Raw genomic sequence first — 18,381 nt, forward strand, 5'->3', positions numbered from 1 at the left:
TGCATATCTACTGACTGGTCTAATATATACGGCAGATGCTTCCCTTATGCGTGGTCAATAATTATGGCCAGTTTAATCACCTCATCCTGCGTGCCTTGCGGGATCTGGACATTGAAGCTAAATTAATTCCCAACACCACTCCGGTTGAACAAGTCAGGGAAGGATATATGGGCATTATTCTTGGTGGTGGACCAGATATAGCAAGGGCAGGATTATCTTCGCAATATTTGCACCTGGATAGACCTGTATTGGGTATCTGTCTTGGACTCCATGTTATCGCGGAAGAATTTGGTGGGAAAGTCCACTCCGGACAGAAGGGAGGATATGGCGCCGTTACCATTACAATAACAGACCATCAAGGAATCCTTGAAGGATATCCGGAAACAATGCAGGTCTGGGCATCACATGCCGATGAAGTCATTTCACTCCCACCTGAATTTAAAAGACTTGCTACATCCTCTATTTGTGGAAATGAAGCAATAGCCCACCCTGAAAAACAGATATTTGGCATTCAGTGGCACCCGGAAGTCAGTCATACCTTTGAAGGCTACCGGATCTTTGAAAATTTCTACAAAATGTGTCAAACTTGAGATGAATACCTCAACTATATCCCTCGCACAAAAAATCCTTGAAAATAGATTTTCTTGCCAGTGTTGCGGTGCATGCTGTACTGAATATGAACCGGGTTCAAACCGCGTAATGGTAAGTCCGGAGGAAATACACCGGATAATGGAGGGGAGTGGCCTTTCATTTGAAGAAATTGCAGAGCCATATCCGGAGAGGATACAGGAATCAGGCAGAGATTATACCTTTGGGTGGGTGATCAGACAGAAAGGAAACCATTGTATGTTTCTTTCTGAAAGCAGGTGTACGATTTACCAAAACCGCCCCTGGATATGTCGAACATACCCGTTCATGCTGGATAACGATGATCTCATAGTCCATCCCTGCTCCGGACTTAATAGGGCTGATTCAATTGAAGATCCGAAGGATATCGCTTTGAACCTATTAAAACGTCAGGAATTTGAACACGCAGACGAAGATAGGATACGGAATATTTTTGCAACGAAGACCATTCCGGCAGGAAAACCGGTTGTAATTGATGGAGAAGGAATTAAGGAATATCATGGGTGAAATCCGGATAGTAGGGACAGCACATGTCTCACAAAAAAGTGTTGAAGAAGTACAGTCAGCAATTGATGAGTGGCAACCGGATGTGGTTGCAATCGAACTTGACCAGGGAAGATATCTAGGGCTAAAACAACAACAAAAAAATCCTGAAATTGAGGATATCCTTGAAGCAAAAAATTTCACACAACTTTTAATTCAGTGGATTCTTGCATATATTCAACGTCGAATCGGAATGGACGTCGGAGTTGAACCTGGTGCTGAAATGAAAGCTGCCATTGCTGCCGCAGAGGAGAGACAGGTCAAAATTGCTCTAATCGACCGGGATATCCGGATGACCCTTCACCGGTTCTGGGCATCAATGTCAATTTTTGAAAAACTGAAAATGTTCTATGCCCTTATCGGTTCTATTGCGATTGCAGACAAGACCGGCGATGTCATCGATATTGAAGAACTGAAAAAGGAAAACGTTGTTGAAGCTGCGATGGAGGAGTTTTACAGGTACTCACCTCGTGGTGCTAAAGCCCTTATTGGTGAACGTGATGCATATATGTCACACAATCTCATCAGATTGGCATCAACAAATGAACGTGTTTTAGCGGTTGTTGGGGCAGGTCATCGTAAGGGAATTGAACAGTTTTTAAAAAATCCGGAATTACTTCCCCCAATCGACAGTCTTACATCACAAATGAAAACCAGACCATGGGGTCTGATATTTGGTATTATTGTTACCGTAGTCTTTGCCCTTCTTCTTCTGGCCATTGTTTTTTCCGGAGTTGGGACTGAAATACTCCTCGAAGCACTTGTATACTGGGTACTCATTCATGGAGTTCTAACCTTCATTTTTACAATCATCGCGGGAGGTCACTGGATTTCCGGACTTGTCGGATGCGTGGTCAGCCCTCTGTCTTCCCTTCATCCTCTCATTGCAGCAGGATGGTTTTCTGCTATTGCAGAAGCAAAGATCAGAAAACCTAAAGGATCAGATATCCGGAAGATTATGGAAGCAGAATCTATAACTGAAATGCGAAAGATCCCACTATTCAAAGTAGTTCTGGTTGCGGCTCTTGCTAATGTCGGAGCTAGTATTGGGACATTTGCATATTTTATATTTATATTCCCCATTCTCGGGATAGATCCTAATGTGGTGCTTGGGCAGGGATTTGAAAATATGTGGACGGCTATCACAAACCTGTTCTCATTTTCATGATAACCATTACGGATGAATAATCCAGATTCTTTCCAATTTTTTCTTGAATTTTATGTACATAATAAAAGAAAATAATTCGCCTTCGTAACTCCAAAGTACATAGCAAAGGCGAGGAAGAAGTATTACAAGCTATTGAAGATGAAATCTGTATGTTTGAGAAGTACCGGGGAGTTTATGGATACGTATTTTACCTAATGCAGCGGGTCATATGAGTCTTAATTATCCATCTCTTATCACGAACCGATTAAATCTTCGGGCTTTCACCCTTTTTGATGTTGATGAACTGTGCAGTTTAGCCGGGGATCGCCGGATATCAGATATGTGTCTGAACATTCCTCATCCTTACTTACCAGAAACGGGTAGTAACTGGATTTCAGATCATTCCACTGCATTTAATGAAAAGAAGGCGGTAATTTTTGCAGTGTGTCAAAAAAATGGTGGAAAACTTGTAGGTGCCTGTGGTATGGAACTGGAATTTTCAGATAAAAGAGGTGAACTTGGGTACTGGATTGGACATCCGTATCAGGGAAATGGTTATGCAACTGAAGCAGTCCTTGAAACTCTCCGGTATGGATTCACATATCTTTTCCTGCATCGGATCACTGCAACAAGTATCTCATGGAACTCTTCATCAGCCCATGTTCTTGAAAAGGCCGGGTTTCAAAAAGAGGGACTGTTACGAAGGCATGTATTAAAAAACGGAGCATTTGCAGATCTCATCATGTGGGGGATACTTCGTGATGAATTCGCAGATGAATGATGTTAAACAGATGAGATTCGGAGCATTGTTATCCGGAGGAAAAGATTCCCTCTATGCGGCATGGAAGGTAATGCAGATGGGCAGTGATATTGCCTGTTTCATTACCATCAGATCTAAAAATGCTGAAAGTTACATGTTTCATACGCCAAACATCTCTCTCACCCGTCTGCAGGCGGAAGCATCAGCCATTCCTCTTATTGAACAGGAAACAGAAGGCATAGAGGAAAAAGAACTTTTAGACCTTGCTACTTCCATCCATTGTGCTTCTGAAAAATTTCATCTGGATGGAATAGTTACCGGAGCGATTCAGTCAGTTTACCAGGCCACCAGGATTGAACGGATATGTCACCAGGAGGGGTTATGGTGTATATCTCCTCTCTGGCAGTGTGATCAGGAAACGTATGTTCGATCTCTCGCAAATGAAGGTTTTGAAGTGATAGTTGCAGGAGTATTTGCTGATTCTTTGGACGCCTCCTGGCTTGGAACACATATTGATAGAACCTTTGTGGATCGTTTAAAAAAAGTATCAGGGAAATATCAGATATCAATTGCCGGCGAAGGTGGGGAGTATGAAAGTTTCGTCCTCAATGCACCGTTTTTTAAAAAGAGAATAATAATAGAGAAAGCAGAAATCTTATTCAAACACGGAGCAGGAAATTATCGAATAATTTCTGCAGGGCTGGTCTGATATATCATGATTCTTGTGATTGACTTGACAAGGCCGGACCTTCCCATCCTCTTTGATGAGTTTGTATCCCCTATTATCCGCATAGTAAATAATCTTGGATCAAAAGTAAGTACGATTCATCTTTCAGACCTGAAAACCATTGACAGAAACGTGACTGGCATTATCATCGCCGGAACGGCACTTGCTGACACCTGGTATCAATCTCATGCTCCTACCTCCTTTCTGTGTAATGAAAAAATTCCGGTTCTAGGAATTTGTGCTGGAATGCAGATGATAACTGCAGGTAAGAGAGGAGAATACATTCCCTCTCTTGAAATTGGTATGGTCCCGGTTAAACTGACAAAAGCCGGAAGAACAGATCCACTTACAAAAGGAAAAGAAGATTTTTCAGGATATGCTCTTCATCAATATACTACTACCATTAAACCATCATGGGATGTTCTTGCAGTGTCAGACACAGGTCCGCAGATAATCAAATGTCGGGATGCACCCCAATATGGCGCCCTTTTTCATCCGGAAGTCAGAAATGAATGGATTTATGAACGGTTTCTTTTAATTACCCAAAAAACCATCCCCTGATTTTGCCAACACGGAATATCATATCAAAGTCAGGAAAAGATATCTAATAGAAAACTGGCTTTCACAGATAAGTCAACCTTCTTCCCACCGGTGGGAGATATTTTCACTTGCAGATATCACATAATGGGGAACATCAGAGATGATTACCAGGAGAATCCGGTGTGAACAATATGGGCAACTACCAGTACGAAGTGCTTTCATCTCCATCATCTCTTCAGATGACAAAGACCGGTAATCTACAATTTCTCCTCTTGTCTGTGGCAGATTCATAAGAACGGCCGGACTAAACTGATGATGACACCGCTGACAAAAACCCCAAAGTCCATATTGAATGATTATTTGTGTAATCCCCTGCTCATCAAGTTCATGAACAACCGGGTGATTCCAATAAAAAATCGGAAATTTTCGGATTGCTACAGGAAGACCTGCATATATCTTTATTTTTTGAAGTTCTGTCCGGGTCCGGTATCCACCAGGGATATGAAAAACCACCTGGCAGTGCAGACACATCATCTCCCCTCCGGTTATCGGATCCAGATCCTCTAGTTCCATGCTATTCCATTCACTGCATATTGGACAAGGAAAAACAATAGAATTTCTAACGAATTTTACGTCGTTTGTTGTTCGGTTCAGGGGAATTTTCAACCTTTTCTGAGGGGGTTCTGAAACTCTGGTTTCTTTTCCACCGGACACCTTTTCAAGCCTCTCATGAGCATTCGTATTAGTCTCTGTTTGGGTTTCCGGGGTTTTTTTTCTCTTCCAAAAATCCATTTACAAATATCTCTCCGAAAGTATACTGTTGTATTATCATAGGAGAATTTATAAATGATCAATTACCGGATTCTCACGTGAATATCTGAAAAAAGCCAAGTGATAAAGAACAAGCAAAGGTTGGGGAATTCCCTGATGGGATGCTGTCAGGGGGGATGTGAATGATGATAGTTGCCCGAATATGAATGGCGTACAGAAAGCCGGGGGGTTTATCAGGTCTACCTTGTGCTGTCTGGTGGGGTTGATGTGTCTGGTAGGTGATCCATGTGTGCAGACCGGATGGGACTATTGTCCAACCCGATGCAACAGTTGTAATGGCATGCGGCATATCTGCCAGCAGGGATCGATTGCCTGAAATCCGGCTCTTAAGACGCCATTTGATTTGGGGCTATAGCGGATGTTCCCAGCCTTTGCCCGCGAGGCACCGCTCCGGGGGATCCGTCACGAGTACCTCTGATCCAATTGGTCATCGGGTGTACGGTTAAAGTTTACTTCTTGTAATCCTGAAATATTAATTCTGAAATAAATTTCAGACACATAATGTTCTTATTTCTGAGCTCTCGGAAAACCCGGATCATCATAAATCCAAGTTAACATCAATCATACACACTTGCCCTCATATTATGATTAAAATCAGTTTTCATCAATTCAATTTCAAGGAATACTATTTACTGCCAATATCCGGAGCGCTGGATGATTATCCGTAAATTTTCATCAAATCTACAGGAAATAAAGTTTTCAACCCGTTTATCCACATGCGTGCCAAAATCATTGTTTTTTGCTTCTCATTTCAGGTTATACGATGATATATTCCAGATATTGATTGTAATACCAAGGATGATTCATACATCATTGAAGGAAAAAAAATCAGGGAGATTACATGAGAAATTTTCATCACAGACAAATATATATAATTAATAGAATGTCAGTAATTTTCATTAAAACAGTTAAAAATTAATTGATAAGAAGAATAAAGAGAATGAATAATCCCTTCAGGGTAACTTATTCAATCGTAATTAATAAACTCGCCACTGCCTCATCAACGGGTTTTGAGGGTTCACCAAAATAATAACCGATTTCATCACCTGAACTGACTTTAAATAAATTCAATCCATCAATTTCCGGATCAAGATAGTCTTTTAAAACAACTCCGTTGACGACAACAAACCAGGTTTTATCTCCTGAAAAGTGATAACCATTTATCCCTTCTAAAAATAGAATCCCTCCTTTCTGCATGCTTTTATCACTTATACTAAGGTCGGAGATCATGTCATCATCAAGGAGTTTCTGCAGGATACCAAGAGGTGTTGCCGTATTGATGTCATACTCTCCTCCGGTGGTACTGATGTTTATGGTACCTGATGGGAGAGAGATATTCTCTTTATAGATCACTTCCTGACCACCGGATGAAATTCGATCGACATTGTCTGTTTCCTCATTACCATTATCTGAAGAAAAATTTGATCGTGATATATTGTCAGATTCATCCTCTTTGATTTCAATTTCATCTGGTAATGTTGATTCTTGAGAAAGATTTTTGGTATTTTGAGCAGACTCCCCTTCTGCTTTAATCTCTGTTGTATCAGGTAGTGGTTCCTCTGTTTTTCCAATAGTAACTGTCAGGTATGCAACAGATTCTGATATCAAACCCTCCGGATTTCCAAGAACATACAAAACAACATCTCCTTCTTTTAGAGCAAAGCGATTTAGACCCATCACATCAGACAGAACAACGTCCTCAAGCCGCTGACCATTGACCTTAACAAACCAGCCACTTTCATTTCCAGATTTAAGGCTATCAATCTCATCAATCAGAAGAATCCCCTTCTTATCCATGAGTTCGTCACCAAGTACATAGTTGGAAACTGCACCCGATTTATGCAATGATTCAAGCACCCCAACCGGAGTATTCCCCTGAATTTTATAATCATTCCCGGAATCGGATTTGATGTTTACGTAACCTTCCGGATTGATTGTCCCATTGTATAATAACCCACCCTTTAGTTCATCAGATGGCTGACTATCGTCATTATGAGTTATCGTGCTATTTTCTTCATCTGCAGATATTACTGCAGGTAAAACCATAAGAAGAACTACAAAAATGGATAGAATTTTAGATATTTTTTTTCTAGTCATCATAAAAAACCCTCGTTTTCTAATTTTATACAGGTATACCATTATTGTTCCTGATAGAATACGAAATGTTTCTCACTACTCTCCAAAATCTGTTTTTACATTCTTTTTTTGAGAAGAATAGTACCGGACATTAAAGGAATTATTCAGTAGATATACGGTAATCAAGAATAATTCAGAAGAAATTTGCATTAATTCGGTTCATGTTCCAGCGCATTTTTTATTCGATCTTTTTAAAAAAGAAAACAGTAAGCTCTTATTAGATCAGGCTGAAAATGGAAATATGCAAAAGAACGATTCAATATTTCGGACCGTAGTTCTGACAGGACTTATAATTTTTTCTATCGTCATATCCTGTTATGGTGAAGAAATATCAAACAACCCGGAATATTTTTTTCTTCCGGCACATGACATAACATCAGAACAATATGATGAATATATTACCGTATCAGACATTTTTTCCCAGTTATCACAATCAGGAGGGATCGAATTCTCCCCCAATATTTCTCTTCTCTCGTATAATGCTAAACCGGGTGCAGTACTCTCACCCGATTCAATTCTTCCGGTTCCTGAAGTTCTATACATTACAAAGGGAACTCTCAGAATAACCACAGGTGAGGAGCAGCTTGTTGCAGAAAAAGATGATGTTGTATATATCCCGGCCAATAAAACCCGTCTGTTTGAAAACCATGGAGACAGTGAACTTACATTTTATTCTATCATAGACTTAAGTTTTGCAAATTTTCTATCAGACAATAATAATCTGAACATTACTGAGATCAAATCAGAAAAAACAGTCCCATCGCAGGAATTTGGAAATGTCAGTAATAATGAATTTTTCACTTTTTACCGTCTCATCCATCCATCAGACGGTCCTTATGAAGTCTCTTATGATATAGGGACAACCAGACTGACCAAAGGAGCATCCATTCCGGAACATTATATTGATGGAAGTTATCAGTTATTTTCGGTCCTGTCCGGATCAGGGAATATTTCTGTAGGCTGCTCCCCACAACAAATTTCAGAAGGGGATATTGTATATGTAGCTCCCGGAGCTCTCATGAACATGACGGCAACTGATACACTTCACATGATGGTACTTACTCATCCATTTTATGATGCAGAAAATGATCATTTCATAACTGGAGCCTGTGCCACCAGATTATCTCCATAGGAGATACTATTTTAAGACTTTTTCTTCATTGAAACCTGCTGAAGAGGATACAGAAAATCCCTCTTTTTCAGGTGATACTTCTTATACATTGGAGTCAATTAATGTATTGCAGACGTTTGAGCAATTCTGAAATAGTCCCTGAGCATCCTTCGGTCTGAAGTGTTTTGTGTCATGCTATTCTCGGTGATTTCTCTGGCATAACTGATCATACTGGATCATGACTGCCATTTACACGGATGCATAAAGAAAAGTGATAAATAATGGAAGGAAAGAGATTATACATCGGGAATCTCCCCTATTCAACTAATGAGACCCAAATCAGAGAAATATTTGCTCCATTCGGAACCGTCGAGAATGTTAAACTCATTGAGCAGAAAGGATTTGGATTTGTTGAGATGAGCACTTCAGAAGAAGCACAAAACGCAATGGACTCTCTGAACCAGACCGAATTTGGTGGAAGGACACTTCGTATTGATGAAGCACGACCAATGCAACCACGCCGTGAATTTGGCGGGAGTGGATCCTTTGGTGGAAACCGCGGATATGGCGGCGGTGGAAACAGTGGAAGCGGTGGTTTTGGCGGCAATCGCAGAAGATTCTAATTTTTATTTTTTACCTGAGGTTCTAAGAACCGGATTTTTTTGTTCCAGTTCATAAAGAAGCTTTCTTTTCTCCTGAACCATATCTTCCACCTGTGTTGTCAATTGTATCATGCACTCCTCTTCAGTCCGGTATGCATCTGGAAGACAACGTAATGCAGCTTCCTCTTTTAAATCAGTTATGACCCTGATCTGCCTTGAAAGATCAAACCATTGCAAAATTTCGTCCTCCGGCACATTTGTTCTACGGTTTTTTGATACAATATCAAGGAGGGATTGATACCACTCAAAAAAGGAGAATACACCGGCACAAATTTCTTCACGAGTGAGAGGTTTTCTCATAAAACCAAACAACCGTTCACCATACCTGACAACTTCAAGCAGATCCATTTTTTTTGATGAGACCATTATTACCGGAGTTTCATATCCCTGTGTTAGATTTCCAATAAGGTCAAGAGTATCCCACCCATCAAGTGGCTCCATTAAAATATCAAGCAGAACAAGATCAAATTTTTCTGTCTTTAATAACCGAATCCCTTCAGAAGGAGTATCTGCAGATTTGCAGGTGTACCCACAATATACCAGATCTTCACTGAAAATTTTCCGAAAGAGTTCCTCATCGTCAATAATCAGGATTTTTCTCTTACCTGGCATAAGGGCAACCTCTGTAAGATGAAAGAGATATGTTCTCAAAATTTTTAAGATATCTGTGTATTAATCATTCTTCATCTTTGAACCTTATGATAATTCCTCATTCTTTTTTCCTGATGAAGGCCCTTTGAAAAAATCAGACAGCCTTGTTTGTTGTTCCTGAAGCAGAGATCTTAAGACACGACCTGATTTTATAAACCGGTCAGGGGGCAGTGTCATGGTATCTGATACATAGGAGAATGCATCTTTGAATGTCTCAAATTCTCTTCCTTTAACTGCCATGGCATTCCGGACATTCTCACGGACATTGAATACCCCGAGGGGAACATACCCTTCAGTGGCTTCACGAAGCACAATTGCACCAGCCTGTTTCTGTTCACGAAGAAGAGCTTCAAGGATGGCCATTTTACATGAATAATAGCAGCCACCAACGGATGAATATTCAGCTTTAGGTTTTTTTATCTCACTATCAGAAAAAACCAGTTCCTCATCACCTAGCACCCGGATAAAAGCTTCAGTCCATTCATACTGCCATCCGGTCGGGGTCAGAATGACTGCATACCGGTTATGAAGACTGCTGAATTCATGAACTCTCCAGGTATCAATCGGGCTGTATTGCTTTACCCGGTTAAATAGATGATTCGTTAGGGCACTGTCCACCGCAGTGATTGACCATCTGGTTGGAACCAGATGCCTCTTTTTTCCATTACCCATTGTTCCAGCTGAAAACGCTTTTTGAATGGTTGAAAATGGGACTTTATCCTGATGGAGGCGTATAACAGCATCAGTCGCACGAAGGTCAGTATCATCAAATACCTTCTCAAGACGATGGTTCCACCTGACCGGGTCACAAGAGAGTTTATCTATGGTAGCACTGGGTCCAAACGGTGCATGATCTTCACTTAAAGAAAATCCTGTCGGGACCTCACGAAAAGCAGCTTCACTTTCTACCGATGTGTCAGAAAGGACAATTTCCTGGAGCTGGCTGACAAACCGGCTGCTTATATCCCTGGTTTCAACAAGCCGTTTCCCCCTGACCAGGTTTAGCCTGTACCTGATTATCTCCTCCTGTGAAGTTTGTGCAGGAATCCATAACTCAGGGGTATCATATTTACCGGTATCACCATGTTCCGGTGTAATAAGTGGCCCTGCATAGACCTTTGGGTAACCAGCACTCCCGATAAATATTGAAGGAGGAGTGCTGCCGTCAAGCTCAGTCCCAATAGGAACCGACCTGCTCTGAAGTGTTGAAACGGTAAGGGTTCTTAAGTACTCAGCTTTTCCGACACTCATTTTTCATCATATATTCGGATAACTTCCGGGAGGCATTTGACAACGCCGGAGATACCACTAACGGTAAGAGTCAAAAGGACTGCATCAATTACTTCATCCCGGGTTGCTCCAACTGCTTTCGCCATTGGAAGATGAGCCTTTACCGCTATGGAATCACCCATTGCCGTCTTCATTGCAATATAGATCAACTGTTTGGTTTTCTGGTCAAGCCCTTTAGATGCAATAAGTGACTGAATCAACCCATTAAAGGCAGATGCTACATCAGGTGCTTCTTTTTGAAAAAGTTCCATGGGAGAGATTTCCATAGTATAATATTCAGTTTCTTATCTCATGAAGTGATCAGGAAGCATTTCTGTTACCTATGATGATCTCATGTGAACATCCACTTGTGGAAACGGAATTTCAATACCTTCTTCCAGGAATCTTTTAAAGATTTTCGTATTGATATAATCCTTAACATCAAAGACCAGTGAATATTCATGTGTCCAGAGAATCAGTTGCAGATTAAGACTTGATTCACCAAATTCAAGGAAATAGACGGCAGGAGCCGGGTCTTCAATACACAAACCGGTTTTTATTGCCTCATCTGCAATATTCAAAAGGATCTCTTTGACTCTTTCAATATCACTTCCATATGAAACCCCAATATTAATCCTTACCTTCATCTGAACATCGGGTTCTGCATAATTTGCAACAATATCATTGGTAAGAATAGAGTTAGGAATGGTAACCAGCTGGCTGTCCAGGGTTTTTATTCTGGTACTTCTGGGCCCGATATTTATGACATCTCCGGTATAATTCTGAACCTCTATCCGATCACCGATTTTAAAAGGTTGATCTGCTGCAAGGACAGCTCCGGAAAAAAAATTCCCCAATATTTCTTTTCCTGCAAAACTTACCGCAACAGCGACAATACCCCCTGTTGCCAGAAGAGGAGTTATGTCAATTTCTAAAATTCCTAGAATGAGAATTAACGCAATTATCCAGATGATATAAGAATAAGTAGCCTTAAAAAAATGGTAAATTTTTAAAGCAGCAGGATTTGATGCAGAATTGATAATTTTTTCTTCGTATTGAAGTCCCACATTCCTCACAAATGACCAGATAATCCAGGCACCGATGAGAGTAAAAATTACCATCAGGTATTTGCTATCCAGAATCCATCGATATGTTTCAGGGATTATTGAACTCACAAGCAGAGTATAATAGATGGTAGCAATAAAAAGAAAAAAAACGAGAGGTTTGCCTATTGAAGAAATGATGATATCATCAAAATGTGAATCGGTAGATTTTGCTCTCTTTTTCAAATGATGCCCGATTATCACTACAAACAGAACACCGATCATCCCGCATATGAAAATGACTAATGCAGAAAAATTTGCAGGATTCATAAATTAATGTTTGATCTGATAATTTATAGTGCATGGCATCATTGATTGGATTTTACCATCAGATATATGCAGTCTCCGGAATTACATGTATAGTCAAGTGAAACGGTGCCAAGTGAACAAAAAATCGAAATAATTGCAATCCGGTTGTCAAAGGCGACGAATAAAGGTGAACTTGGTATCATTATATCGGAAGAAATATTGAATTACTCGGTTTTTGAACTCCAGGTAATAGGAGGAAGATTAAACCTTGAAATTGCATCTCTACCATCTCCCTATAAAAAAAGGGTTAAACCATACTTTATAGAACAAGTATTCGGGGCATACCATGAGTTGCTCAGACAATACCGATCAGGAACATTTCAACACCTGAAAAATAAAATTCACGACCACGATACTTTTATTTCATATTGCCAGATGATACCGGAGGGCTGCACAGCATGGGACGAAACCACATGGAAAAATCCGGAAATATGGAACCCGCGACACCGTTTATTTTACTACCTGATTGCTGCATTCACCATGTTTATTATGGATAAACCCGGTCATCCGGTAGGTACGCCATTTCCAGGTGGCCTGACCGTTGAAAAAAAAGGAAACGATTACCTCTGTCCTATCAGAGATAAAGAAAAAGACGTATTTTTTTCCATATGTAATTATTGCCCTGCAAAGCAGTCGGGTGAATAATGGAAACAATAGTGCTTGTCCTGATTCATGGATGGAAAAGTCATCCGGGAGTATGGAACCGACTAAAAGAGAGAGTAAACCTTCCACCAGATCGGATATGGTCATTTGATTATTCGACCTTACATGAATCAACTATTCAGGAAATTGCAAGGAGATTACAAGATTTTATACAGGAAAACCGAACCAAACTTGGTTATTTTGGACCAATAGACATTGTTTGTCATTCTATGGGAGGCTATGTAACCAGATATTTCGTGGAGGTACTTGATGGTGAGAAAAAGCGGGAAAAAATTCGTCAACTCATCGAAATAGGTGTTCCAAACCAGGGATCTTCCATGGCAGAGATATTCAATGATCCAGAACATGGTCCGGCCATAATCAATGTTCTTGAAGGAGAATTTGTTCCAAAAAAATATATCCCGACTCATGATGTCAATGTCCAGGGGCTGCGTATTAAAAGCCGGGAGACAGCACAGTTATGTAATGCAGGGTTAAGGAAGGATATTAAATACCGGAATATTCTTGCGGCTAACAGAACAGGCGATCCTGCATTTTTTCCCAGCTTTGAGGGTAAAACCTGGGTTTTCGGACATGATAACACATGGAAGAAAACCTGGCTTGGTGACGGAGTTATTCCGAATGCTGATTCATATCTGCCGGGAACCGGGTTTGATCTAATCCCCATTGATCCATCTTCTCTTCAGACAGAACCATACCGGTATTGTCATATCCACCTCCCTAAAAATCCGGAAGTAATAAGACTGGTTATAAAATATATCGAAAATCCCTTACTTCCTTCATCAGAAATCTTCCCATAAATTTTCCATGAAATTCTAGGGTATCATATATTATAAAAAAAATGAGTTTAGCGTCTTCCGCCGGGCCAGAATCGCACTTTTGGTCTTTTTGGTGATGGTGCTTCGTCTTTTACCGGTTTAAAACCAGTAATTTTTTTATCTGAATGCGTAGAGTTACTTCTGGAATGGTGCCTGTCTTCATGTGATGATCTGGTAGAGTAATCTTTTTTACCAGAATTTTTAGAGGTTTTAGAAGCTGACCCGTGTGAGAACTGACCAGATTTATTACCAGGTTTCTTTCTGTCGTCGGATTCTTTTCCATATGGTCGTGGTGCACTTTTAAACGAACGTTCAGGATATTCAGATCTCATTTTCACATCAGAACCACGAGATGATCCTGGACTGCTTTTCCGGATCTTGTCACCTGTTTTTCTAACAGAAGTCCCAGATCTTGCAGTTCCTCTTCCTGATTGCCATGCGCTACCAGACCCATTCTGATAACTGGATTTGCTTTTTGGAGGGCGGACATCGTCAATGAGAAGATTTCTTCCCTGAAACTCAGTTTCATTGAGAGCATTTCTGGCGGCTCTGGCATCCTCATAACTCTCCATTTCTACAAAACCATAACCTTTTCCTTCGATAATCCTCACTCCGACCACTTCACCATGTCTGGAGAAGAGACCCCAGAGTTGCTTTTCATCAACCGTATAAGTAAGATTTCCAACAAACAAACGTTTCGGGTTCATATTACACCTAATGCCACTATTGATATCCATTCCATCCGGAGCTCATCCCGGAACTGGTATTTTGTGACAATCATTCTGACAGAATTATTACCGGTACAACTTTAAGTAACTATAACTCTCCTTCCAAAAAGGTTCTTCGTATGAAGATTGGAGAGAAACAATAAATCCATGCCGGGACTCTCCCATTCATTAAAGGTCATTGAAATTTATTTCACAGGGTATATAATTCAGGTTAAGAAATCTATGATAACTAAAAAATGCAGTGCGATGAAGCAGGATCAAGCATTCAGGGAAATATTTTGATGTTGACAATTGTAGTTATCATGGGATCTGTACTTCTGTTTTTAGTAATGGGACTCTTTTCTCTCGACCTGTTTCATGATTCACTTGCACCACCAATAATTAAAATAATCGGTATAAATCACAATGGAGCAAAATTTGAAAGCCAGGTGGTCATCCGGTCTTTTTCACCTGATGAACTGGACAACAATCTTCTAATGGCAAGGCTGAAAGTAAATGGTGATTATCTGCTTGCCCATATTTATACACTTCATGGATATGATTTTATACCGACCAGGCATTTTGGAGTGAAAAATATTGGTGGTTCAGGATGCAGCGGACAGTTTTTTTCACCAGGAGAAACTATTGTCATAGATTTAAAAAACGGATATATTCATCCTGGAGATATAATTGAACTTCGAATATATCAAAAGAGTGATTCACGTAATTATCTCCCACCAGGGAACTTGCTGGATGAAGATTACATGGAAGAATACGAGGCTGAATACATCTTCAGCCAGATGAAGGATTACCGGATTTTTTCTCAAGCCTGGTATACTGCATAAGATTACGGGCACAAAGTCGTGCAACCCTGATTGGTTCAGGTATTTTTCCATGCAATGTAAAAATTCTCAATAACTGCCTGACTTCAGGTTCATTGCATCCATATCCACGGGCAAATAGTTCCAATCCGGTTTTTAATGGGACGGTCATCCGTTCTCCAAGCCCTACATATGCTCTGATCCGATTATCATCACCAGGAAAATGATGTTTTATGTGTTCTGTAAGACCTTCAGAATCCTGGTATGACACACAGATTACCGGAAGATTGGTTCTTTCTGCAATGAATGTAGGATCAATGATATTATACCATGCAATGACGCATCCATTCAGTAAAATCACATTTACATCCTGTCGGTTCAAAGATGATATCATCCGGAGTATTTCATCGGTACCATCCATTCCACCAACCCGGACCTTGCCAAAACAAAAACCATCAATATGCAGGTCTCTTCTCATAACAACCCCGCACAAAACAGACCATTCCCGGTCTGAAAAACTCTCAGAAATTCCCAGGACCCGGATGCCATGTTTTTGGAGTTGCATGAAGATAACATCATCATGAAAGGTAAAAAGGATCTCCTGGAAAAACCGTTAACTTTTTTTACACCCACAGGGTGATAGAAACATATACCAGATTAATACAAGCGGTGGTAATTATCCATGACAATACCAGAGAGTTGTGAAAAAATACTTCAGGAGATACAGGAAAACATTCCGGAAAACCATGGTTTTATAAGAGATTATCTTATAGATCAAACTAACCGTTTTTCATCTCATCAATGTCAAAAGGAAATTACAAAAGCAATTTCATCACTTGCGATTCAATCATTATCCACCGAAGAATTCCAACAGTATATCAGCCACTTAATACAGCCTGAACCTATTATTCAGGCAGTTCTGGATGCAGCCACTTTTTTTCTCCAGGAAAAAAAATTTCAGAAAACAGAGACTTATCTCGATTATATCCTACCCTATGCTAATGGAAATCCAAAGGAGAAAGAAGATGTTGCTTTTGTATCTTTTAGAGATTTTATCGAATATGCATATTATGCAATGTACCTAAACCCGGAATCAGAGTTACCTGTGTATCCGTATCTGGGGACAGAAATTCTTTTTGTATTAGGAAAAATATGTGCAGGAAAGGAAAAAAGGAGCAGGGCATTCGCAATTTTTACATATCTGGCCAGGGTCAGCCCGGTAAATGATGAAATTCTCTTTGAAATTGCAGAACTATATCGTAACAAAGGCGAACTTGAAGATTACAGAAAAATCACCAACCGGTGTTTTACCTATGCCTGGCGACCTGAAGAACTTGCACATGCATATCGGAATATGGGATATTACTTTACAGAGTCAAGGGATTATGAAATTGCCATCACCTGTTACCTTATGGGAACAACTTGGGAAGAGTCCCCAGTGACCGCACGGGAAATTAGTTACATCACAGAGATATCTGGAATAACTCCCGACATTTCAGATCTCATATCACATGGTCATAAATTATTGGAAAAAAATGATGTTCCCTTTGGCCCGAATCCGGAGATGACAGATCTCATGATCCAGTATGCAAAGGAATGTAAAGATGAGGGGGATTTTTTTGAAGCACGAAAATACCTTAGTCGTGCAAAGGCGTTACAGCTCAGTGATGATTTGGAGAAGCAGATAACATCTATTGAACGTTTTATGGAAGACTCATTTATCTTCTGATAAGGAACATGAAATTTTTAAGATAGAACTCATCAGCAGAGTATAATTTCACTTCCAGTCTTTCTTCATCGCTTCGGTCCTTCTTTCAGGGGGCATGAGTTCAATAGCATACCGTAGTGAAGTCCGAGGCATATCTTTTTTATGAGCCTGAACATAAGCAAAAACTTCATCCTGATGAAGACGGCTTGCTTCTTTTAATAGCCAGCCATATCCTTTCCGGACCATGTCATCCTCATCCGTAAGAAGAAGATCTGAAATCTCCAGTACCTCCTTTAGGTAATGACCTTGCTTTGCCGGAATAATAAGAGATACTGCAGCGGCCCTTCGCATCCACCGGTTATCAGATCGAGCCCAATCTTTTAGTTCAACGATATATTCTGGATATTTTTCAATAAAATCTCCTACAGCATGGTTACAGAATCCATCACAGGTGGCCCAGTTGGTAATGTATACCTCAATCCAGTTCCGGAATCTGTCAATATCTTCCGGTTCAAAGCGATCTTTCATGTTCGCAGCCCAGGTGGAGACAATAAAAGCCTCTTCCAGAAATCCGGAATCATAAAGTTCTTCACAGAGAGTAAATATTTCTTCTTTTTTCTGGTCTTTTACCAGTTTCCAGTATTTTTTTGCAATTTTCGTAACTGCTGCTGTTTTACACCCGTATGCCTTAACATCTTCCTTAAAAAAACGATGAAAACTCTCCCTGGTTTTCTCATCTATTACCGTCTGCAGTTCTTCCCTGATTTCTGCAATAACCGGATCCATGAAAGGAGTAGGAAGAGTCCCCATATATGCTATTCGAAATATACAGATTGTATATCACCTCTGCTGCTCATTGGAATATGATACAACAATGACATATACTACATCTGATTCACGATACCAGGCACTACTAAAAAACCCTGATGACGCAGTCAAACCCATTGAAAGTGGAGAAACAATTGTATATGGGATGAGTGTGTCCCAGCCTCCTGCACTTCTTCGTGCACTTGCAGACAGAATACTGTCCGAAAACCTTCAAAACATCAATATCTACTAGATATGAGGTTCATTATCTTGTCACCGAATTCGGGAGTGTAAACCTGAAAGGGAAGGATACACGAGAGCGTGCGCTTGCTATCATTAAACTTGCACATCCTGCATACCGTGACAACCTGCTCCATGAAGCGGATGTGGTGGGGCTTATCTAATTTAGTTCTCCCGTTCAACGATAATCTAATAACGAGA

At 40.3% G+C, this 18,381-nt stretch carries 24 protein-coding genes; 15 read left to right on the forward strand and 9 right to left on the reverse strand.

Annotated features, from left to right (window positions below):
* The first annotated feature begins 35 nt into the window (after positions 1-35).
* The 6 genes from DLD82_RS14790 to DLD82_RS14815 all read left to right on the forward strand — a co-directional run bounded on the left by DLD82_RS14790 (position 36) and on the right by DLD82_RS14815 (position 4,365).
* The gene (locus DLD82_RS14790) at positions 36-590 is read left to right on the forward strand and encodes a GMP synthase subunit A (RefSeq protein WP_109941896.1); all 555 of its coding nucleotides are present in this window, start codon (positions 36-38) and stop codon (positions 588-590) included.
* Position 591: 1 nt separating this feature from the next.
* A complete protein-coding gene (locus tag DLD82_RS14795) occupies positions 592-1,134 on the forward strand; it encodes a YkgJ family cysteine cluster protein (RefSeq protein ID WP_146199823.1) in 543 nt (180 codons plus the stop codon).
* Positions 1,127-2,338, forward strand: a complete 1,212-nt coding sequence (locus DLD82_RS14800) for a TraB/GumN family protein (protein ID WP_109941984.1) — start codon at positions 1,127-1,129, stop codon at positions 2,336-2,338. The genes DLD82_RS14795 and DLD82_RS14800 overlap by 8 nt, the downstream gene beginning before the upstream one ends.
* Positions 2,339-2,546: 208 nt before the next feature.
* Positions 2,547-3,098 carry a GNAT family N-acetyltransferase gene (locus tag DLD82_RS14805; protein ID WP_109941898.1) on the forward strand — a complete coding sequence of 184 codons (552 nt, stop codon included), beginning with the start codon at positions 2,547-2,549 and terminating at the stop codon, positions 3,096-3,098.
* Positions 3,079-3,786: a diphthine--ammonia ligase gene (locus DLD82_RS14810; protein ID WP_245920471.1), complete on the forward strand. Its 708-nt coding sequence runs from the start codon at positions 3,079-3,081 to the stop codon at positions 3,784-3,786. The genes DLD82_RS14805 and DLD82_RS14810 overlap by 20 nt, the downstream gene beginning before the upstream one ends.
* Positions 3,787-3,792: 6 nt before the next feature.
* Positions 3,793-4,365: a glutamine amidotransferase-related protein gene (locus DLD82_RS14815; RefSeq protein WP_109941899.1), complete on the forward strand. Its 573-nt coding sequence runs from the start codon at positions 3,793-3,795 to the stop codon at positions 4,363-4,365.
* Between the two features lie 72 nt (positions 4,366-4,437).
* Here DLD82_RS14815 and DLD82_RS14820 read toward each other — a convergent pair whose 3' ends face one another.
* Entirely contained in the window at positions 4,438-4,917 is a 480-nt protein-coding gene (locus DLD82_RS14820; RefSeq protein ID WP_146199824.1) for a hypothetical protein, read from the reverse strand.
* Between the two features lie 376 nt (positions 4,918-5,293).
* On the opposite strand from DLD82_RS14820, the gene DLD82_RS18305 reads away from it, so the two are divergent.
* The gene (locus DLD82_RS18305) at positions 5,294-5,491 is read left to right on the forward strand and encodes a hypothetical protein (protein ID WP_146199825.1); all 198 of its coding nucleotides are present in this window, start codon (positions 5,294-5,296) and stop codon (positions 5,489-5,491) included.
* A gap of 647 nt (positions 5,492-6,138) precedes the next feature.
* Here the strand turns inward: DLD82_RS18305 and DLD82_RS14835 are convergent.
* The gene (locus tag DLD82_RS14835) at positions 6,139-7,275 is read right to left on the reverse strand and encodes a hypothetical protein (protein WP_146199826.1); all 1,137 of its coding nucleotides are present in this window, start codon (positions 7,273-7,275) and stop codon (positions 6,139-6,141) included.
* 277 nt (positions 7,276-7,552) lie between these two features.
* Here DLD82_RS14835 and DLD82_RS14840 point away from each other — a divergent pair, with 277 nt between their 5' ends.
* Positions 7,553-8,443: a cupin domain-containing protein gene (locus tag DLD82_RS14840; RefSeq protein ID WP_109941904.1), complete on the forward strand. Its 891-nt coding sequence runs from the start codon at positions 7,553-7,555 to the stop codon at positions 8,441-8,443.
* A 260-nt stretch (positions 8,444-8,703) separates the two neighbouring features.
* A complete protein-coding gene (locus DLD82_RS14845; RefSeq protein ID WP_109941905.1) occupies positions 8,704-9,045 on the forward strand; it encodes an RNA recognition motif domain-containing protein in 342 nt (113 codons plus the stop codon).
* A 3-nt stretch (positions 9,046-9,048) separates the two neighbouring features.
* Here DLD82_RS14845 and DLD82_RS14850 read toward each other — a convergent pair whose 3' ends face one another.
* The 4 genes from DLD82_RS14850 to DLD82_RS14865 all read right to left on the reverse strand — a co-directional run bounded on the left by DLD82_RS14850 (position 9,049) and on the right by DLD82_RS14865 (position 12,377).
* Positions 9,049-9,696 (reverse strand): response regulator, encoded by a 648-nt coding sequence (locus tag DLD82_RS14850; protein WP_181391462.1) that lies wholly within the window; start codon positions 9,694-9,696, stop codon positions 9,049-9,051.
* Between the two features lie 84 nt (positions 9,697-9,780).
* Positions 9,781-10,986, reverse strand: a complete 1,206-nt coding sequence (locus tag DLD82_RS14855) for an Nre family DNA repair protein (RefSeq protein WP_109941907.1) — start codon at positions 10,984-10,986, stop codon at positions 9,781-9,783.
* Positions 10,983-11,276 carry a carboxymuconolactone decarboxylase family protein gene (locus DLD82_RS14860; RefSeq protein ID WP_245920465.1) on the reverse strand — a complete coding sequence of 98 codons (294 nt, stop codon included), beginning with the start codon at positions 11,274-11,276 and terminating at the stop codon, positions 10,983-10,985. The genes DLD82_RS14855 and DLD82_RS14860 overlap by 4 nt, the downstream gene beginning before the upstream one ends.
* A gap of 69 nt (positions 11,277-11,345) precedes the next feature.
* On the reverse strand, positions 11,346-12,377 hold the full coding sequence (locus DLD82_RS14865; protein ID WP_109941909.1) for a mechanosensitive ion channel family protein: 1,032 nt from the start codon (positions 12,375-12,377) through the stop codon (positions 11,346-11,348).
* 105 nt (positions 12,378-12,482) lie between these two features.
* Between DLD82_RS14865 and DLD82_RS14870 the strand changes: the two genes are divergently transcribed.
* Positions 12,483-13,061 (forward strand): DUF2115 domain-containing protein, encoded by a 579-nt coding sequence (locus DLD82_RS14870; protein ID WP_109941910.1) that lies wholly within the window; start codon positions 12,483-12,485, stop codon positions 13,059-13,061.
* The gene (locus DLD82_RS14875) at positions 13,061-13,879 is read left to right on the forward strand and encodes an esterase/lipase family protein (protein WP_109941911.1); all 819 of its coding nucleotides are present in this window, start codon (positions 13,061-13,063) and stop codon (positions 13,877-13,879) included. The genes DLD82_RS14870 and DLD82_RS14875 overlap by 1 nt, the downstream gene beginning before the upstream one ends.
* Positions 13,880-13,926: 47 nt before the next feature.
* On the opposite strand, the gene DLD82_RS14880 is transcribed toward DLD82_RS14875, so the two are convergent.
* The gene (locus DLD82_RS14880; RefSeq protein ID WP_109941912.1) at positions 13,927-14,604 is read right to left on the reverse strand and encodes a hypothetical protein; all 678 of its coding nucleotides are present in this window, start codon (positions 14,602-14,604) and stop codon (positions 13,927-13,929) included.
* A 302-nt stretch (positions 14,605-14,906) separates the two neighbouring features.
* Here DLD82_RS14880 and DLD82_RS14885 point away from each other — a divergent pair, with 302 nt between their 5' ends.
* Positions 14,907-15,449 carry a hypothetical protein gene (locus DLD82_RS14885; RefSeq protein ID WP_109941913.1) on the forward strand — a complete coding sequence of 181 codons (543 nt, stop codon included), beginning with the start codon at positions 14,907-14,909 and terminating at the stop codon, positions 15,447-15,449.
* Here DLD82_RS14885 and DLD82_RS14890 read toward each other — a convergent pair.
* Complete coding sequence (locus DLD82_RS14890) at positions 15,397-15,990, reverse strand: endonuclease dU (protein ID WP_109941914.1); 594 nt, start codon at positions 15,988-15,990, stop codon at positions 15,397-15,399. The two genes, DLD82_RS14885 and DLD82_RS14890, sit on opposite strands and share 53 nt — an antisense overlap.
* Positions 15,991-16,107: 117 nt before the next feature.
* Here DLD82_RS14890 and DLD82_RS14895 point away from each other — a divergent pair, with 117 nt between their 5' ends.
* Positions 16,108-17,154, forward strand: coding sequence for a tetratricopeptide repeat protein (locus tag DLD82_RS14895; protein WP_109941915.1), 1,047 nt, complete (start codon positions 16,108-16,110; stop codon positions 17,152-17,154).
* 48 nt (positions 17,155-17,202) lie between these two features.
* Here the strand turns inward: DLD82_RS14895 and DLD82_RS14900 are convergent, their stop codons facing one another.
* A complete protein-coding gene (locus DLD82_RS14900) occupies positions 17,203-17,919 on the reverse strand; it encodes a DNA alkylation repair protein (protein WP_109941916.1) in 717 nt (238 codons plus the stop codon).
* Between DLD82_RS14900 and DLD82_RS19015 the strand changes: the two genes are divergently transcribed.
* Entirely contained in the window at positions 17,918-18,193 is a 276-nt protein-coding gene (locus tag DLD82_RS19015) for a hypothetical protein (protein ID WP_219968478.1), read from the forward strand. The two genes, DLD82_RS14900 and DLD82_RS19015, sit on opposite strands and share 2 nt — an antisense overlap.
* Positions 18,138-18,344 carry an acetyl-CoA hydrolase/transferase C-terminal domain-containing protein gene (locus DLD82_RS19620; RefSeq protein ID WP_369333097.1) on the forward strand — a complete coding sequence of 69 codons (207 nt, stop codon included), beginning with the start codon at positions 18,138-18,140 and terminating at the stop codon, positions 18,342-18,344. The genes DLD82_RS19015 and DLD82_RS19620 overlap by 56 nt, the downstream gene beginning before the upstream one ends.
* Positions 18,345-18,381 lie beyond the last annotated feature (37 nt).

It is taken from the genome of Methanospirillum stamsii, assembly GCF_003173335.1.
Lineage (GTDB): Archaea > Halobacteriota > Methanomicrobia > Methanomicrobiales > Methanospirillaceae > Methanospirillum > Methanospirillum stamsii.

What these genes read in the sequence shown, in the direction of transcription:
- DLD82_RS14790 (WP_109941896.1), top strand. Translation starts at nt 36, where the DNA reads ATGCTTCCCTTATGCGTGGTCAATAATTATGGCCAGTTTAATCACCTC.
- DLD82_RS14795 (WP_146199823.1), top strand. Translation starts at nt 592, where the DNA reads ATGAATACCTCAACTATATCCCTCGCACAAAAAATCCTTGAAAATAGA.
- DLD82_RS14800 (WP_109941984.1), top strand. Translation starts at nt 1,127, where the DNA reads ATGGGTGAAATCCGGATAGTAGGGACAGCACATGTCTCACAAAAAAGT.
- DLD82_RS14805 (WP_109941898.1), top strand. Translation starts at nt 2,547, where the DNA reads ATGAGTCTTAATTATCCATCTCTTATCACGAACCGATTAAATCTTCGG.
- DLD82_RS14810 (WP_245920471.1), top strand. Translation starts at nt 3,079, where the DNA reads ATGAATTCGCAGATGAATGATGTTAAACAGATGAGATTCGGAGCATTG.
- DLD82_RS14815 (WP_109941899.1), top strand. Translation starts at nt 3,793, where the DNA reads ATGATTCTTGTGATTGACTTGACAAGGCCGGACCTTCCCATCCTCTTT.
- DLD82_RS14820 (WP_146199824.1), bottom strand. Translation starts at nt 4,917, where the DNA reads ATGGAACTAGAGGATCTGGATCCGATAACCGGAGGGGAGATGATGTGT.
- DLD82_RS14835 (WP_146199826.1), bottom strand. Translation starts at nt 7,275, where the DNA reads ATGATGACTAGAAAAAAAATATCTAAAATTCTATCCATTTTTGTAGTT.
- DLD82_RS14840 (WP_109941904.1), top strand. Translation starts at nt 7,553, where the DNA reads ATGCAAAAGAACGATTCAATATTTCGGACCGTAGTTCTGACAGGACTT.
- DLD82_RS14845 (WP_109941905.1), top strand. Translation starts at nt 8,704, where the DNA reads ATGGAAGGAAAGAGATTATACATCGGGAATCTCCCCTATTCAACTAAT.
- DLD82_RS14850 (WP_181391462.1), bottom strand. Translation starts at nt 9,696, where the DNA reads ATGCCAGGTAAGAGAAAAATCCTGATTATTGACGATGAGGAACTCTTT.
- DLD82_RS14855 (WP_109941907.1), bottom strand. Translation starts at nt 10,986, where the DNA reads ATGAGTGTCGGAAAAGCTGAGTACTTAAGAACCCTTACCGTTTCAACA.
- DLD82_RS14860 (WP_245920465.1), bottom strand. Translation starts at nt 11,276, where the DNA reads ATGGAACTTTTTCAAAAAGAAGCACCTGATGTAGCATCTGCCTTTAAT.
- DLD82_RS14865 (WP_109941909.1), bottom strand. Translation starts at nt 12,377, where the DNA reads ATGAATCCTGCAAATTTTTCTGCATTAGTCATTTTCATATGCGGGATG.
- DLD82_RS14875 (WP_109941911.1), top strand. Translation starts at nt 13,061, where the DNA reads ATGGAAACAATAGTGCTTGTCCTGATTCATGGATGGAAAAGTCATCCG.
- DLD82_RS14880 (WP_109941912.1), bottom strand. Translation starts at nt 14,604, where the DNA reads ATGAACCCGAAACGTTTGTTTGTTGGAAATCTTACTTATACGGTTGAT.
- DLD82_RS14885 (WP_109941913.1), top strand. Translation starts at nt 14,907, where the DNA reads ATGTTGACAATTGTAGTTATCATGGGATCTGTACTTCTGTTTTTAGTA.
- DLD82_RS14890 (WP_109941914.1), bottom strand. Translation starts at nt 15,990, where the DNA reads ATGCAACTCCAAAAACATGGCATCCGGGTCCTGGGAATTTCTGAGAGT.
- DLD82_RS14895 (WP_109941915.1), top strand. Translation starts at nt 16,108, where the DNA reads ATGACAATACCAGAGAGTTGTGAAAAAATACTTCAGGAGATACAGGAA.
- DLD82_RS19015 (WP_219968478.1), top strand. Translation starts at nt 17,918, where the DNA reads ATGAAAGGAGTAGGAAGAGTCCCCATATATGCTATTCGAAATATACAG.
- DLD82_RS14900 (WP_109941916.1), bottom strand. Translation starts at nt 17,919, where the DNA reads ATGGATCCGGTTATTGCAGAAATCAGGGAAGAACTGCAGACGGTAATA.